At 40.6% G+C, this 16,622-nt stretch carries 14 protein-coding genes and 1 pseudogene; 2 read left to right on the top strand and 13 right to left on the bottom strand.

Annotation, left to right across the window (positions count from 1 at the left end; translation table 11 throughout):
- Positions 1 to 16: 16 nt before the first annotated feature.
- The 12 genes and pseudogenes from ACZ42F_RS09885 to ACZ42F_RS09940 all read right to left on the bottom strand — a co-directional run bounded on the left by ACZ42F_RS09885 (position 17) and on the right by ACZ42F_RS09940 (position 9,940).
- Positions 17 to 1,510: a complex I subunit 4 family protein gene (locus ACZ42F_RS09885; protein WP_464278862.1), complete on the bottom strand. Its 1,494-nt coding sequence runs from the start codon at positions 1,508 to 1,510 to the stop codon at positions 17 to 19.
- A gap of 11 nt (positions 1,511 to 1,521) precedes the next feature.
- On the bottom strand, positions 1,522 to 3,288 hold the full coding sequence (locus tag ACZ42F_RS09890; protein WP_464278863.1) for a Na(+)/H(+) antiporter subunit D: 1,767 nt from the start codon (positions 3,286 to 3,288) through the stop codon (positions 1,522 to 1,524).
- Positions 3,278 to 3,532, bottom strand: a complete 255-nt coding sequence (locus ACZ42F_RS09895) for a hypothetical protein (RefSeq protein ID WP_029969755.1) — start codon at positions 3,530 to 3,532, stop codon at positions 3,278 to 3,280. Before ACZ42F_RS09895 ends, ACZ42F_RS09890 begins: the two co-directional genes overlap by 11 nt.
- Positions 3,520 to 5,013 (bottom strand): monovalent cation/H+ antiporter subunit D family protein, encoded by a 1,494-nt coding sequence (locus ACZ42F_RS09900; RefSeq protein ID WP_464278864.1) that lies wholly within the window; start codon positions 5,011 to 5,013, stop codon positions 3,520 to 3,522. Before ACZ42F_RS09900 ends, ACZ42F_RS09895 begins: the two co-directional genes overlap by 13 nt.
- A 2-nt stretch (positions 5,014 to 5,015) precedes the next feature.
- On the bottom strand, positions 5,016 to 5,324 hold the full coding sequence (gene nuoK / locus ACZ42F_RS09905; RefSeq protein WP_464278865.1) for an NADH-quinone oxidoreductase subunit NuoK: 309 nt from the start codon (positions 5,322 to 5,324) through the stop codon (positions 5,016 to 5,018).
- A 1-nt stretch (position 5,325) separates the two neighbouring features.
- Positions 5,326 to 5,840 (bottom strand): annotated as a pseudogene (locus ACZ42F_RS09910) (NADH-quinone oxidoreductase subunit J family protein).
- Positions 5,828 to 6,394, bottom strand: coding sequence for a 4Fe-4S binding protein (locus ACZ42F_RS09915; protein ID WP_464278866.1), 567 nt, complete (start codon positions 6,392 to 6,394; stop codon positions 5,828 to 5,830). Before ACZ42F_RS09915 ends, ACZ42F_RS09910 begins: the two are co-directional and overlap by 13 nt.
- Positions 6,394 to 7,371, bottom strand: a complete 978-nt coding sequence (gene nuoH / locus ACZ42F_RS09920; protein ID WP_464278867.1) for an NADH-quinone oxidoreductase subunit NuoH — start codon at positions 7,369 to 7,371, stop codon at positions 6,394 to 6,396. The genes ACZ42F_RS09915 and nuoH overlap by 1 nt, the downstream gene beginning before the upstream one ends.
- Complete coding sequence (locus tag ACZ42F_RS09925; RefSeq protein ID WP_029969748.1) at positions 7,368 to 8,531, bottom strand: NADH-quinone oxidoreductase subunit D; 1,164 nt, start codon at positions 8,529 to 8,531, stop codon at positions 7,368 to 7,370. The genes nuoH and ACZ42F_RS09925 overlap by 4 nt, the downstream gene beginning before the upstream one ends.
- Before the next feature lie 3 nt (positions 8,532 to 8,534).
- Entirely contained in the window at positions 8,535 to 8,960 is a 426-nt protein-coding gene (locus tag ACZ42F_RS09930) for an NADH-quinone oxidoreductase subunit C (RefSeq protein ID WP_464278868.1), read from the bottom strand.
- 87 nt (positions 8,961 to 9,047) lie between these two features.
- Positions 9,048 to 9,536, bottom strand: coding sequence for an NADH-quinone oxidoreductase subunit B (locus ACZ42F_RS09935; protein WP_464280252.1), 489 nt, complete (start codon positions 9,534 to 9,536; stop codon positions 9,048 to 9,050).
- A 23-nt stretch (positions 9,537 to 9,559) separates the two neighbouring features.
- Positions 9,560 to 9,940, bottom strand: coding sequence for an NADH-quinone oxidoreductase subunit A (locus ACZ42F_RS09940; protein WP_464278869.1), 381 nt, complete (start codon positions 9,938 to 9,940; stop codon positions 9,560 to 9,562).
- Positions 9,941 to 10,228: 288 nt separating this feature from the next.
- Here ACZ42F_RS09940 and ACZ42F_RS09945 point away from each other — a divergent pair, with 288 nt between their 5' ends.
- Together ACZ42F_RS09945 and ACZ42F_RS09950 are read left to right on the top strand one after the other, a co-directional pair.
- Positions 10,229 to 12,307, top strand: a complete 2,079-nt coding sequence (locus ACZ42F_RS09945) for a molybdopterin-dependent oxidoreductase (RefSeq protein ID WP_029968636.1) — start codon at positions 10,229 to 10,231, stop codon at positions 12,305 to 12,307.
- Positions 12,308 to 12,584: 277 nt separating this feature from the next.
- Positions 12,585 to 14,531 (top strand): methyl-accepting chemotaxis protein, encoded by a 1,947-nt coding sequence (locus ACZ42F_RS09950; RefSeq protein ID WP_464278870.1) that lies wholly within the window; start codon positions 12,585 to 12,587, stop codon positions 14,529 to 14,531.
- A gap of 4 nt (positions 14,532 to 14,535) precedes the next feature.
- Here the strand turns inward: ACZ42F_RS09950 and ACZ42F_RS09955 are convergent, their stop codons facing one another.
- The gene (locus ACZ42F_RS09955; protein WP_464278871.1) at positions 14,536 to 16,590 is read right to left on the bottom strand and encodes a putative bifunctional diguanylate cyclase/phosphodiesterase; all 2,055 of its coding nucleotides are present in this window, start codon (positions 16,588 to 16,590) and stop codon (positions 14,536 to 14,538) included.
- Between the last annotated feature and the right edge of the window lie 32 nt (positions 16,591 to 16,622).

Genomic DNA, 16,622 nt, shown 5'->3' on the forward strand with positions numbered 1-16,622 from the left:
GCCCTTCTCCTTTAATTTATTTTAAAACCAAATCTATATTTTTTTCTTTTTGCACTACCTTTTCTATCTTTACCAAGGTCTTGTTTATAGAAGCATCCATGGTCTTTAAAGCCAGCCTGGGAGCCAATCCCAGATAAAGCACCAAAATAGCCAAAGGCACCAAATAAGCCCATTCTCTTAGGTTCAAATCTTTAAAGTTCTTACCCTTGCTTGGCTCTCCCCAGGCCAGTTTTTGAAGCAACCTAAGCATATAAGCTGCAGCCAAAAGCGCTCCAGGTATGGCTATCAGACCTATCACTTTGTTTTTAGAAAACGTGCCAATTAAGACCAAAGCCTCACCCACAAAACTGTTGGTCCCTGGAAAGGCCAGAGAAGAAAGAGAAAACAGGCCAAAAAAGAACATATAAGCTGGCAAGTACTTACCCAATCCCAGGTTATCTGCGATTTCTCTACTATGGCTGCGCTCATAAATGGCTCCAACCAACATAAACAAAGCCCCGGTGGTAATACCGTGATTTAACATCTGCATAATAGCGCCTTCTAGGCCCCGCAGGTTAAACATAAAGATACCCAAAGTAACAAATCCCATATGGGCTACAGAAGAATAGGCAATAAGCCGCTTCATATCCTTTTGTCCCAAAGCCACCAGTCCGCCATAAATAATGGAGGCCAAAGAAAGCCCTATCATCAAGGGAGCAAAATAAACACTGGCTGCAGGAGTCAATCCCAGGCAAAAACGAATAAAACCATAGGTGCCCATTTTTAAGAGCACAGAGGCCAACAGCACAGAGCCTGCAGTGGGAGCTTCTACGTGGGCTGCTGGAAGCCAGGTATGGAAGGGAAACATGGGAACCTTAATGGCAAAAGCCAAAGCCATGGCCAAAAAGACCCAGTATTGAAACTTAAAGGGAAAATCCAAAGCTAGCAACCTGGGTAAAGAAAAACTTCCGCCCTTTAAATACAGGGCAATAAGGGCAACCAGGAGCAAAGTACTTCCAGCCAGGGTATAAATAAAAAACTTAATGGAAGCATATTTTTTCCTTGGACCACCCCAGATGGCAATGAGTAAAAACATGGGAATAAGCATGGCTTCCCAGAAAATATAAAAGAGCACCAAGTCCAAGGCCACAAAAACCCCAATACAGGCTGAAGTCATGAGTAAAAGACAAATGTGAAATTCCTTTACTCTTTTTTGAATATAGGTCCAGGAACACAACACACATAAAGGCAAAAGTAATACAGTTAAAAGAACCATTAAATAACTTAAACCATCAACTCCCAGGTGATAGTTAATTTTAAAGGCTTCTATCCAGGGGCTAAACTCTTCAAATTGAAAAGCAGCAGAGCCCAATTTAAATTTAAGTAAGGGCAAAGCTATGATTAACTCAATAAAACTAAATATAAGAGTTAAAACTCTTACCAGTTTGTCCTTCTTACAAAAGAGAAGAATAAGCGTACCCATCAAAGGGAAAAAGATAAGCAGACTCAAAACAGGCCACGTATTTGTCATATTCAACTCCACTAAAAGATATAAATTAAAGCCCAGATAATAAGCATTACACTTATACTAAAAGCCAGATAAATCCTTAAATCACCCTTTTGTATTCTGGAAATATTATTTCCTAAACGCACAAAGGAAAAGGCAAACCCATCAATCACTCTGTCTATTTCTTCCCAGTCAAAAAGGGCTGTGCCTTTGGCAAAGCCCATAAGGCCTCTTAACCCCAAACGGCGGTAAACCTCTGACCACCAATTATCTATCTTTTCAATGGGAGTACGACAGAGTGCCAAAAAACCTCTGCCAATTAAACGATAAAAATAATCAAAATCCAGGTTAAGTTTGGCTTCTGGAGCAAGTTTTTTCCGCAAGAGATAAAAACCTAGGCCAGTAAAAGACAGAAGGAGCAAAGTTTGCTCTAAATGCCAGGGAGTATACGGGACATATTCCACTTCATAGGGCAAGAGATGATAGAGAAAATGGGGATATACACCAATAAAAAAGCACAAAAAACTGGCTAAAAACATGGCCACATACATATTCTTGGGCAAAGGAGTTATCTTGCCTGTGTATTTTTTAGGCCCATAAAAGGCAAAGTAGGGAAGCTTTATACCCACGGAAAGGAAAGTACCCACTGCAGCCAGTTCTAAGCCCAGGGCCAAATAGGTTCTATGGGCCTCAGCTGCTCCAGCAATTACCATGGTTTTACTTACAAAACCTGAAAACAGGGGAAAGCCTGAAATGGAAACAGCTCCTACCATATAAAAGACAAAGACCCAGGGAAGTTTGCTGACCAGACCTCCTAATTCAGTAAGTTTGGCTGTGCCTGTAGCATAGAGCAAAGACCCAGCCCCCATAAAAAGCAGTCCCTTATAGAGAATATGGGCATAGGCGTGCGCAGCTGCGCCATTTAGAGTCATGGCCGTGCCAATGCCAATACCTGCCACCATGTACCCCACCTGGGAGACAATGTGGTAGGCCAGAATTCTACGGGCATTATTTTCAATGGTTGCATAAAAAACACCATAAATAGCCATAATGGTGCCAGCTATGGCCAGGACTTCAAACCCGGCAAAGCCCCTGGCCAGGACATAAACTGCGGTTTTAGTAGTAAAGGCACTCATAAAAACAGCACCAGTAATAGTGGCTTCTGGATAGGCATCAGGCAGCCAGGCATGTAAAGGAACCACTGCTGCGTTTACGGCAAAACCAAGCAAAATGAGATAATCATAAATAGTGGCTTCACTGGGAGAAATGGGCACAAAATCAAAGTTTCCCACCATCTTATAGCGCAACAAAAGTCCTCCCAACAGGAAAAGACCTCCCAGGGTATGAAAAATAAAGTAACGAAAACCTGCACCTGGTGCTTTGGAATTTTTTCTGTTTAGCCAGATGAGAAAGGTAGAGGCCACAGCCATAAGCTCCCAAAAAATAAACAGGGTAAAATAATCTCCAGCAAAGGTAGCTCCAAAGGCTCCAGCCACATACAGAGCAGCAGCAATGTGCTGGGAGCGTTCCTGGACATGCCAGGCATAGATAAACCCAATAAGGGATTGAATGGCAAAAACATGGGCAAAAACTATGGCCAGAGTATCCACTCTACCCAGGGTAAGCTCAAAACCCAGGTAGTTCAGTTTCCCATAAACCCCGGGTTTAAGCAGTATTACGCTTAAGATGGCCAAAAGCCCGGGAAGAATTAGCAAATACTTAAAACTTTTATGTTTCCAAAAAAGCAACACACCTGCAAAACCAATAAAAATAAAGGCTGGATGAATAAAATTAACGCTCATAGAAGTCCTCGTCCTTTCCTAAAAAAGTATGGGCACAACCCTTGGCCAACTTTACCAAAAGAAAAGTTCCCACCAACCCAAAGCAAGCCCAGAAACCAGGTAATTTCTCCCAGGAAAAATGGGGATGATGGGGCCTTAAGAAAATATTTACCAAGACCAACAGGGCTAAAAAGAGAAAAAAGGCTTTTTTCCACTGCAGATAGTTTTCTCTGGCTTTGCTTAGCCATTTACTTAAAAGGGCCACCTAACACCTCCCAGGGATTTGATAAAATTCAAAAAGGGTTCAGGGTACAGACCTAAAAGCACTGAAATGATGGCTGTTAAACTCAAGGGAATTACCATGGTCAAAGGAGCTTCTTTAAACTCCTCCAAATTTACCTCTGGATGGGGTTTGCCAAAAAAACCCTGATAGACAATGGGACCAAAATAGGCTGCATTTAAAATAGTACTGGCCAAAAGTGCTACCAGTAAAATCACCCTGTTGATTTCCACAGCCCCATTTACCAGATACCACTTACTCACAAAGCCACACACCGGTGGCACTCCAATCATACTCAAAGAAGCAAGGCCAAAAGCCGTATAAGTAATGGGCATTTTTCTGGCCAGACCATTCATGAGGCTGATTTTTTTCAAATGGGTAGCTACATAAATGGCTCCAGCCCCAAAAAAGAGAGTAATTTTACTAAAGGCATGGTGGGCAATATGAGCAATACCACCAGTAACAGCCATGGGAGTAAGCATGGCTACTCCCAAAACAATATAAGAAAGCTGGCTCACCGTGGAATAGGCAAGCCTGGCTTTAAGGTCGTCTTTGGTCAAAGCAATCAAAGAAGCCACCACAATGGTAAAGGCAGCCAGATAGGCTGTAGGAATACCCAGATTAAAGTGTTGCATGGTTTCCAAACCAAAAACAGAAAGGATAATTCTGCTTATGGAGAATACTCCAGCCTTAACTACAGCCACTGCGTGTAAAAGGGCCGAAACTGGAGTGGGAGCAACCATGGCTGAAGGCAACCAATTGTGTAGGGGCATAATAGCTGCCTTGGCCAGGCCAAAAATATAGAGAAAATAGGTCACTGTTATCCAGAAGGAATCCACATCTGCAGGGAAAATCCCCGGCCCAATATCGCCCAAACGAAAGTCCAGAGTGCCTGCCAGCACATAGGTTAAAATCATGGCTGGCAGTAAAAACAGCTTGGAAGTTCCCATTAAATAGACGATATACTTTCTGGCCCCACTATAAGCCTCTTCATCCTGATGATGGGCAACCAGAGGATAGGTAAAAATGGTTATAATTTCGTAAAAAAGATATAGGGTAAAAACATTACCACTTAGAGCCACGCCCTGAGCGCCAAAAATAGCTAAGGCAAAGCAAAAATAGTATCTAGTCTGGGCATGCTCGCCTAAAGAGCGCATGTAGCCAATGTTGTAGCTGGTAGCAAAAAACCAGAGAAAAGAAGAGATAAGGGCAAAAATCATGCTCAGGCCATCAGCATAAAAACTCACCTTAATTCCAGGCAAGAGTTCAAAAAGGGTGTAAGTGTAAATATTACCCTTTAAAACTCCCACCCCCAGAGGCAAAAGACTTAAGAAGGTAAGCCCGGCAGCAGCAAAGGAAACTCCTTCTCTCAGGTTAATATTTTTTCTGGCCAACCAGAGCACAAAAGGGGCAAGAAAGGTGATTCCCAAAGGCCAGAGTAAAGCAGCAGAGTCTATACTATTCATGCCTATCCTCTCAAGATGTTGATTTTATCCACTTCTACTTTACCAAAACGCTTAAACACCACCAAAATCAAGGCTAACAAAATAGTGGCTTCAGCAGCAGCCAAGCCCATAACCAGAAGGGTACCTGCCTGGCCTAAAAAGTCCGAAGCTGGGGTTAGCTTGGCTGAGGCCATAATAGCCAGCCCAGACCCATTTAAAAGTAATTCCACGCAGATTAAAAGCCCAATTAAAGTCCTTCGCCAGATAATGCCAGCCAGCCCCACAACCATGAGGAAAAGGGCCACAAGGTGATAGTAAAGCAAATAGTTCATCCTAATCCTCTCTCTTGATTTTTTTCTCAAAACCCAAAATCACCGCACCCATCATTGCTACCAGGAGGACCAAAGAAATCAGTTCAAAAGGTAACATATAAGGTCCCAGGAAAAACCGCCCAAATCCTTTACCTGGGTCTCCTGAGGTTGGAGAAAACCTTGGGGGATAAATTTTATTAACAGATAGCCCAGGCTAAAAATTACCAGGCCAGGGACACTGAGCAGAAAAAACCACTGGCTTTGTTTTCTAGGCCTGGCTTCTTCGCCCAGATGAGAGCTTTTGGTAAAAGCAATGGCAAAAAAGATGAGGATACTTACTGCGCCCACATAAATAAGCACCTGCATAACCCCTATAAAAGGGGCTGCCATTAAAAAATAAAGGCCAGCCACGCCAAATAAAGTAGCAATAAGTCCGGTTAAGGCCCTGACCAGACTCCTGGCAAAAACCGTTACAAGGCCTCCTGCCACAATAATTAAAACATGGGCCAAGAACACTCCTAAACCTATTTTGTCCATTCTTCTTCCTCTTTTAATCGGGCTTGAGCCTGTTTTTCCAATCTTTTTAATAAATCAAACTCAAAGTCTCTGGAACTAAAACTGGCCAGATAAATGTCTTTGGAAAATCTAAGCGAGCCTGCTGGACAATTTTGCACGCAAAGTCCACACAAGCTGCAATAATTGTAATTTAACTCAAAGGAAACAATTTCTATCTTTGTCTTTTGAGGTGGAGCTACCTTACGGGTCAAATCCAAAGGGGTATCCTGCAAACCAAAGTGAGGAGTGTGAATTTCTTTTTCTTCTGCTATTCTTTTACTGCGCACCTCAATACAGCCAGAAGGACAAATATCCCTACACAACCCACAACCTATACACCTGGGCACAAAGGGATTTTCTGGTTTGGGCACCAGTTCTATATGCCCTCTATATCCTGTTAATTCTTCTGGTTTAACTGTCTTGCGTGGATAGTGAACAGTTAGATTGGGCTTTAGAAAATTTTTAAAGGTTATTTTGAGCCCTATTAAAAGACTTACTACCCCATCAAAAGTCTCTTTTAATTTGCTTCCTATCATTATAATTTCACCACCAAAGCTGTAATTAATATGTTTAGCAAACTAAGGGGGATAAACCACTTCCAGGCCAAATTTAAAAGCTGATCAAAACGCACCCTGGGATAGGTCCAGCGAACCCACATCATAACCAATAACAAAGCATAAACTTTGAGCAAAAACCACCACCAGCCAGAAGCTACTGGTCCCTGATAACCACCCAAAAAAAGAATAGAAGCCAGGGCACACCCTACGACCATATAAGAATATTCAGCTAAAAAGAACAAACCAAACCCCATACCTGAATATTCCGTATGAAAGCCAGCAGTAAGTTCGCTTTCTGCCTCTGGCAGGTCAAAGGGAGCCCGGTTGGTTTCAGCAAACACACAGACAAAAAAGATAATAAAAGCCAGGGGTTGCTTGACCACCAGCCATTGCCAGGGCCAGGGACCCTGAGTTTGCGTAATTTCTGCTAAATTAAGAGAGCCTGTAAGTAATATAATAGGCAATAAGGATAAAAGCAGAGGGATTTCATAGGCCACAGACTGGGCAATGTCTCTGGCTGCGCCCAGCAAAGACCACTTATTTTGCGAACTCCAGCCAGCCAAACACAAAGCCAGCACATTTAAACTACTAAAAGCCAGAATTAAAATAAGACCCACATTAATGGAAACATTCTGGAGTTTAGGCCCAAAGGGCAAGGGCAAAAAACAGGCAATGGCCGGAGCAAAGGAAATAAGCGGGGCAGCCCAGTATAAAATAGGGTCTGCACCCTTGGGAGTAATCATCTGCTTGGCTACCAGCTTTACAGCATCAGCTAAAGGCTGCAAAATTCCATGGGGACCAACTTCAAAGGGACCAGGTCTTCTCTGAATGTGTCCAGCAACCTTTCTTTCCAGGTATACGCATACCAGGCCATTTAAACCCACAAAGGCCAATACACCTATTAAACCTATAACTATTTGTACCAGGGGGCTAGGAATTGTGCTTAAATCTATCATCTATCTATCTCCGGTATTACTAAATCCAAACTACCCAAAATAGAAACAGCATCTGCCAACAAAGTACCTTTGGCTATTTCTGGAAACATACTGAGGTTAGAGAAACTGGGAGAGCGCAACTTCACCCGATAAGGATAGGCAGAGCCATCACTTACCAGATTTACTCCTATCTCTCCTCTGGCTCCTTCCACAGCAAAGTAAACTTCTCCCCTGGGAGGCTTGGGCCTTCTGGGAGCCTGGGGAGAGATATGTGGACCTGGAGGTATCTTTTCCAGGGCCTGCTCAATGATTTTCAAACTTTCTTCTATTTCTTGCATTCGCACCAGATAGCGCCCCAAGGCATCTTTGGAAGAAGCAGTGGGTATTTCAAAGTCCAGTTCAGAATAAACAGAATAGGGCTCTTTGCGACGCACATCATACTTAATGCCCGAGCCTCTTAAAACCGGGCCTGTAGCGCCATATTTACGCAGGGTCTCTTCTTCTATAATACCAATATCTTCCACCCGCTTGCGTAAAATAATGTTGTCTGTAACCAGGTCCTTATACATCTTTAACCTGGGTTTAAGGTAGGCACAAAACTCCTTTGTTTTTTCTATAAAAATATCGTCTATATCCTGACTGACTCCTCCAAAGCGATAATAACAATAGGTAAGCCTGGAACCACTTACCCTTTGTAAAATATCCATAACAATTTCTCTATCCTGAAAGGCATACATAATGGGAGTAAAAGCACCCAAATCCAAAAGATAGGCCCCCCACCACAGCAAGTGGGAATTGATTCGGTTGAGCTCACAGGTAATAACCCTGATATATTCAGCCCTCTTGGGCACTTCCAGGCCCATAAGCCTTTCCACTGCGCCCACATAAGCCCAGTTCCAGGCAAGCGCATGCAGGTAATCCACTCTTCCCATATTGGGAAGGTATTGCTCATAACGCTTAACCTCGCCCATCTTTTCTTGCATGCGGTGAATATAACCCAGCACTGGCTCTGCTCGCAGGATGTATTCACCATCTATTTCCAGAATCACCCTCAAAACTCCATGGGTAGAGGGATGTTGAGGCCCCATATTTAAAATCAGGGTGTCTTCAGAAGGAGTGGGCTGAAAATGACGGGTATAAAAATCCCCACTTAAATCCAGACCTAATTCTAAATCAAACATAAGCTATTTTCCCTTTTGGCTGCATTCTTTAATAAATTGTCCAAACTCCTCATCTCTGGGAGCGTGTAATACCTGTTCACACCCAGGCAAAAGCTCATACAAATCCCTTAACTTCTCAGAAGACTTTAAAAGAGGCCTTTCTTCCATTTCTGGAGGTAAAAGCAAGGGGATTAAACTGGGATGATTTTTAAATACAATCCCAAAAAAATCATAACACTCCCTTTCATGCCACAAGGCTCCAGGATAAATGGACGAAATGGAGTCAATGGTCTTATCTTCTTCTACAACTAAAACCCGTAAGGCCAGACGACCAGGCTTTTCCCATCTATTAAAGTGATAGGTGAGCAAAAAACCTTCTTTAACCTGCATACAGGTAATATCTTCCAAAAAATAACCCAGTTCATCTAATTTCTGCACATGTTGCAACAAACTGGCTGGAGTAATGAAAAATGTTTTTCATAACCTGTTTGTTCGTGCGAACAATAGGCATAGGCGCATATGGAACTATCTGCTTGCTTACTCATTTATCTCCTCCACCTTGGGCCACCATCTCTTTCCAGTTATCTTTTCCTGCAACTTAAAAAGCCCTTCCAGCAAACCCTCTGGCCTGGGAGGACAACCCGGTACATATATGTCTACAGGAATAAGCTTATTTACTCCTTCTACGATTCCATATTGCCCCTCAAAATAAAAAGGACCGCCTGAAATGGCACAATTTCCCATGGCAATGACCCACTTGGGTGCAGGCATTTGTTCATAAAGCCTCACCACCATGGGAGCCATTTTTTTACTCACTGTACCAGCCACAATCATCACATCTGATTGCCTGGGAGAAGGCCTGAACACTTCAGCCCCAAACCTGGCTATATCAAATCTGGCCATGCCCACAGCCATCATTTCAATGGCACAACAAGCCAGCCCAAAGGTCATGGGCCAGAGCGACATGGAGCGGCAAATGTCCAGATATTTTTGGGTAAGAGATAAGTTTATAAGCGGAGGCTCCATTTCCCCCAGCTTCTTTTTCCACTCTAAACCTTGATGCGTCTTGGCCACGAAAATACTCCTTTCTTAAAGAAATAAATAACAGCTAACCCCAAAATAAAGACAAAGAGAAAAATTTCGATAAGAGGCAAAAATCCCTCACTAAAAGGGTAATACACAGCCACAGGATAAAGGTAGAGCACATCTACATCAAAGGCTAAAAAGAGAAGGGCATAAAAATAATAGTTAATTCCAAAACGAACCCAGGATGTGCCATAGGGCCTGAGTCCGCACTCATAAGGTAATAACAATTCTTCATCTTTACACTTGGGCGCCAAAAGCAAGGAAGCCAAAAGAGGTACTCCAGCAAAAAGAACACCAGCCCCTAAAAACAGAATAATTGCCACATGTAGCCAGGAAAAAATCATTATTTTAACTCCTTTTTTAACTACCTAAAAAGCCCATTAAAACATTTTCTAGTTTTTTCAGCCTAAACACAAAGCGCAAAAACTTGTCAAGATTATTTTCGGTAAGTGCTTTCTTTCACAATAGAAATAGCTTTTCAAAGACAAAATCTCTCGATTAATAATAAAAACATTTATAAAATAAATAGATAAAAAGTTATTTCTCTCACAAATGTATTTTGGCTTGTCACAACCCTTTAAATAAGCTAAGTAAAAAGAGTTAAAAAGTGAAAAAACCAGGAGGTCAGGTTTATGGAAAAAAAATATTCTATTTGCGGGATGTGTACTTCTCGTTGTCCCATAGAAGTAGATGTGGAGGACGGAGAGATTAAGTTTATCCAGGGTAATCGCCAAAGTGGGGTGCGAGGAGGTTTATGCGCCAGAGGAGCAGCAGGCAAGGCCTTGATTGAAGATGCTGAAAGGCCCCAATATCCTCTGATTAGAGAAGGTAAGCGAGGCGAAGGAAAATGGCGCAAGGCCTCCTGGGACGAGGCTTTTAGTTATGTGGCAGAAAAGCTAAAAGACATCACAGCCCAATATGGAGCCAGAAGTATCCTCTGGTCAGATCGAGGCGGACCCTTTGCTGACTTAAATAAAGCCTTTGTTAAAGCCCTGGGGACTCCTAATTATTGTAATCACGATGCCACCTGTGCCAGAAATGTTCAGCATGCTGCCTTATCTCTCTTTGGTTTTGGCCGAAAAGGCGTGGTTTATGACTTTAAGAATGCCAAGCATGTTATTTTGCAAACCAGAAACATCTTTGAAGCCATAAATGTAAGTGAATGTGTGGGCCTTATGGATGCCCTGGAAAAAGGCTGCAAGCTTACAGTTATAGATGTGAGGGCAACCATTACTGCAGGCAAGGCAGACAATTTCTTTTTAATCAGGCCAGGTACAGACTATGCCTTTAACCTGGCAGTCATTCACGAAATCCTGGCTAAAGAATACTATGATAAAAAATTTGTAAATAAATATTTTAATGGACTTCAAGAATTACGGTCCTTTGTAGAGCCGTACTCTCCTGAATGGGCAGAGCAGGAAACAGGCATTTCTGCCCAGGCCATTAAGGAGTTTGTCCAAGAACTAGCAGCAGCCAGTCCTTCAGTCATCTGGCATCCTGGCTGGAACAATGCCCGTTATAAGGATTCCTTTTATGTTTCCAGAACCATTTATATCATCAATGCCCTTTTAGGCTCCATTGGCGCAAAAGGTGGTCTGGCCTGGGCCATGACTCCCAAAGACTGTGGCCGTAAGGGACTAAACTCCCTGGCAGCCCTTTTCCCCAAACCAGAAGAAAAGCGAGCTGATGGAGTGGGCTGGAAGTACAAACACTTTGATGCAGGTCCAGGACTTTTACACCTTGCCTTTAAGGCCATTGAAGAGGAAGACCCCTATCCCTTAAAAGCCTATCTTTGTTTCCGTCACGACCCCTTAATGGCTTTTCCTGACCCAGAACGCCTGAAGCAAATTTTAGACAAACTAGAACTCATTGTCTCCATTACCTTTTCCTGGTCAGAAACAGCCTGGTTTGCAGATGTGGTCCTTCCCCTTTCCCCTTACCTGGAAAGGGAAAGCATCCTGGCCACCAAAAAGGGAGTTAAACCCCACTTTATTCGACGCCAGAGGGTTGTAGAGCCTCGCTACAACACCAAGGCCGAGTGGGAAATTATTGCTGGACTAGCCAAGGCCTTAGGTATTGAACAACTGAGCTTTAATTCCATTGAAGAAATCTGGAACTTCCAGTTGGAAGGTACAGGAGTTAAGATAGAGGACTTTAATCAAAATGGCATGGTCATGCTCACAGATAAACCCCTTTATATAGACCGAGATAACCTTACCTTTAAAACCCCTTCGGGAAAAATTGAAATCATCAATCCCAAATGGGAAGAAGCAGGCATTCCTTCCCTAAAGCCCTATGAATCCAAGCCCAGCCCAGAAGAAGGCTGGTTTAGGCTTACCATAGGCCGAAGCCCAGTTCATACCCAGGGACATACCATCAACAATGCCCTTTTAGTGGAGCAAATGCCAGAAAATGTGGTCTGGATAAATAAAGAAGTGGCTGACAAAATGGGTATTCAGGATGGTGATTTAATAGAAGTGTCTGGAGCCAATGGCTATAAAGGAAAAACCAGGGCCTTTGTAACTCCTTTTATTCATCCTGAAGCCATCTTTATGGTCCATGGGTTTGACTCTGCCACTCCTCCTGAAACCAAAGCCAGAAACAGAGGCGTAGCTGACCACAAATTGATGACAGGTGGATTAGACATCTGGGATCCTGCAGGAGGAGCCATTGCTCTGCAAGAACACTTTGTCCAGATAAAGAAACTCTAAAAAACTTAAAAGAGAGGGGAAGCTTCCCCTCTCTTTTTTTACTATCCTGGGAGGAACCAAATGTACTTCCAATTAAAATTAAAAGGAAAAATTTTTTCCCCTTACTCTTGGTAGTATCCTCTTAGCTATTTTTATTTATTTTTTCTTCCACTTTCAGCTAACAAGCCTTACCTCCAGCTTTTTAAGACAAATTGCCAGCAACAAAGCTAAAGAAGTAGAAAGCTACTTCACCCTGGCCTCCCAGGAAGCAATTAAAATATCCTCCCTTTTTGTTAAATTGCCAGAAGTAAAAAAAGCCTATGAACTGGCTTTAAGTGGGAATATAGATAATGAGTCTGACCCCAAAGCCCAGGAAGCCCGGGAACTTTTAAGAAATTCCCTAAAAGACATTCTAGCTGGATATGAAAGTATCCTGGGAGAAAAATTACAACTTCACTTTCATCTTCCCAATGGTAGAAGCCTGGTTCGCTTGTGGCGCCAAAAAAATGCCAGGAAAGGAGATAGGTGGGTAGATATTTCCGATGATATTTCCTCTTTTCGCCAAACAGTAATGACTACATCTAAAACCCAGGAAAAGGTTTTAGGCATAGAGATTGGAAGAGGTGGCTTTTCCCTGCGCGGGGTTGTCCCTATCCTGGATGAAAACCATTACTTAGGCTCTGTAGAAACCCTGGTTAATTTCAACTCAGTACTAAAAGCAGCTATAAAAAATCAAAAAGAGTACTTAGCAGTCTATATGCTCCAGGAGCACCTGCCCATAGCCACAAAACTACAGGACCCAAAAAAATATCCTCTTAAAGGAAATTTTGTTCAAGTCTATGCGCCCAACAGCGAATTAAACCAGATGATTATTCCTTCCTGGCTGGAACAAGGTACAGAAAAACTATTTCTAACCTTAAAAGAAAACTACAGCATAGCAACTTTTCCCATAAAAGATTTTAGTGGCAAAACCATCGGCGTTATGACTTACATTGTTGATGCTAAAGACCAGATTACACAAGTCAAACATTTAGAGTACATTCTTTTAGGTGGTGTATTTTTAATTCTCATTCTCTTTTTGCTCTTAGGAATTTTTGTAGTAAATAAATCTGTCCTTAAACCTTTAAGTAAGTTAACTTTAACTTCTAAAAAAATAAGTACAGGAGATTTAGATACAAAAATAGACTTTCAAAGTGAAGATGAAATAGGAGAGCTTGCTGCTAGTTTTGCTTTAATGGTTCAAAATCTAAAAAATAAAATCCAGGAAACCCTGGAAAAGACCAAAGAAGCAGAGCAAGCCACCTTAAAAGCTCAACAAGCCCTGGAAGAAGCTAAGAAAGCCAATTTGCAAGCCCAAAAGGCTGCTCAAGAAGGTAGAATGGAGGCAGCCCAAAAGGTAAAAGAAGTAAATAGAGTTATTGAAAAAAATGCCCAGGCTTTAAAAGCCAATAGTGAAAAGACCTTACAGAACACAAAACAGCAAAAAAACATGCTCCAGGAAATAGCTACTGCCATGGAAGAAATGAATGCAACAGTTCTGGAAATAGCTAAAAACTCTTCTCAGGCTGCAAATCTGGCAGAAGAAAGTCAAAACCAGGCTTCTGAAAGCTTTAGCCTGGCTAAAAAAGCCACTTCCTTTATGGAGGAAGTACAACAAGAAGCCAAAAATATGCAAAAAGATATCAATCACCTGGGCTCGCAAGCTCAGGAAATTGGCAAAGTAATCAATGTAATAGAAGACATTGCAGATCAAACCAATTTACTGGCCTTAAACGCAGCCATAGAAGCTGCCAGGGCAGGTGATGCAGGTAGAGGTTTTGCCGTAGTTGCAGATGAAGTAAGAAAACTGGCTGAAAAGACCATGTCTGCAACCAAAGAGGTGGGCGAGGCCATTGAAACCATCCAAAACAGCACTCAAGAAAATATTCAAAAGGTAAACTCTGTAGCCCACATTATTGCCCAAAGCCAGGAAATAGTAGAGCGTACAGGCAAATCCTTAGAGACCATAGTTGAACTAACAGAAAAAACTGCTGACAGCATCAGGGCCATTGCTACTGCCACTGAGGAGCAATCTGCCACTACAGAGGAAATCAGCAGAAAAACTCTAGATGTAAATGCAGTAGGAGAAGAGACTAATCAACTAATGCAGTTATCCATTGCTGCCCTTAAAGAATTGGAACAAAGCATTCTGGATTTGAAAAAAGTTATTGAAAACTTAGAAAAAGAAGAAAATTCCAGTAAATAAAAGGTTATTGGCTAGCTGGGAGATTAAAATCCAGGCTAGCCAATAGATTTAAAATTTTTTTAAAGTCCAGAGGAGGACTAAAATAGTATCCCTGCACAATATCGCAACCTAAAGCTTGGAGTAAAAACAGTTGCTCTCCCTGCTCAACTCCCTCTGCACACACTTTTATACCTAATACCTTACTCATTTCAATAATAGCTTTTACTAACTGTTCTTCTTTAGTCCCTGACTTCAAATCTACAATAAAAGACCTATCTATTTTAACTAGATGAATTGGTAAATTTTTTAAGTAATATAAAGAAGAATAACCTTTACCAAAGTCATCCAGGCAAACTAATATTTTATTTTCAGCTAAATTATTTAAAATATCTACCATAAGCCTTTCTTTTTGCATTAATATACTTTCTGTTATTTCCACCTGAAAGGCAGTTAAAGGAAGGCTATATTTTGTAGCCAATTCCTTAAAATAAAGAATCCAATCCATTCCTTCTTCAAAGCAGGCCAAAGACAGATTAACCGCACAAGAAATCTTTTTTTCTGGATAATTATGATAAATAACTCTCAAATCCTGAGCAATGCGTTCCAAAAGCAAAAAGGTCAAAGGAAGGATAAACCCCTCTTGCTCAGCCAAGGGAATAAATTCGGCAGGAGTAATTACCCTTCCCTCTGTTTTTTGCCATCTAGCCAGGGCTTCAAAACCAACTATTCTTTTACTCTTTAAATCAATTTTTGGTTGATAAAAAGGAATAAACTCCTTTTGTCTGATACCTTCTTTCAAAGTAGCTATTTTATCTATCTTTATTTTCGCTCTTTCATACATTTCTTTATTAAAATAACGATATTTACCATATCCTTCTCTTCTTGCCCTGTTTAAAGCAGTTTCAGCAAAGCGCAACAATTCTTCTGGGTCCTGAGAATCTTCTGGGTAAACACTTACTCCCAAACAACAACTCAAATTCAAAATTGTATTTTTAATACTTATCTTACTCAAAGTATCTTTTATCTCAAAGATTATACTTTCTATTTGAAAACTATCTTTAAAACTGTAAATTACAGCAAAACTATCCTCTCCTATGCGAGCAGCATTTTTTTGACCAACTAAAGAAACTAACTTATCACTAATTTCTTTTAAAATTACATCTCCAGCGCTATAAGAAAATACTTCGTTTATGTCTTTAAAATTATCTAAATCAATTATAATTAAACAAAACTTATCTTTCCAATTTACCAAATTTTCTTTTATTTTATTTAAAAACAATTCTCTATTCATAAGACCTGTTAATGGGTCAAAAAAACGAAAATATTTAAATTTATCTTCTATCTTTTTTTGTTCACTAAGATCTATAAACATAGAGATATAGTTTATAGTTTTATTTTTAGCATCTTTTACTGCTTTAATACTCAAAAACTCCGGATAAACTTCTCCATTTTTCCTTCTATTCCAAATTTCTCCTTCCCAACTACCCTTAGTCAATAAATCATCCCACATTTGCCTATAAAAATCCTGAGTATGTTTATCTGACTTAAGTATATTGGGATTTTTCCCTAAAACCTCTTCTCTAGTATAACCAGTAATTTCAGTAAATGCAGGATTTACATTTATTATATTAGCTTTATCGTCAGTAATAACTATACCTTCAATACTATGTTTAAATATAAACTCAAGCAAAACATTTTTATAGTCAATACCTTCTAAAAAGGAACATTCTTTAACTATACCAACAAGTATTGATTTTTTTTCATCTTTAAAATGACCTAAAGTATGCTTAAAGCAATTATCTCCTATATAAAAAATTCTATCATAGACAAAATCAGTTTTTTTTACTTCTAATATATCTTCTATTTTTTTACAAAGAAAAGTTTTTTCTTCTTCTGGAAAAATTTCAAGAAAATATTTGATGTTTAAAATATCATCTAAAGATTCAATATTAAACATTGCTTTTATTTTTTCTGAAAGAAAAACCTGCTTAGAAGAAGTATCTAACATCCAAATACCCACTTGCAAGCTTTCTTCTACACCAGAAATAAAATTTTTAAATATATTTAAACTGCTTAGCACAATCAAATATCCTCCTTTTATAACTCCTAGCT

The sequence above is a fragment of the Desulfonauticus autotrophicus genome, from assembly GCF_055381725.1.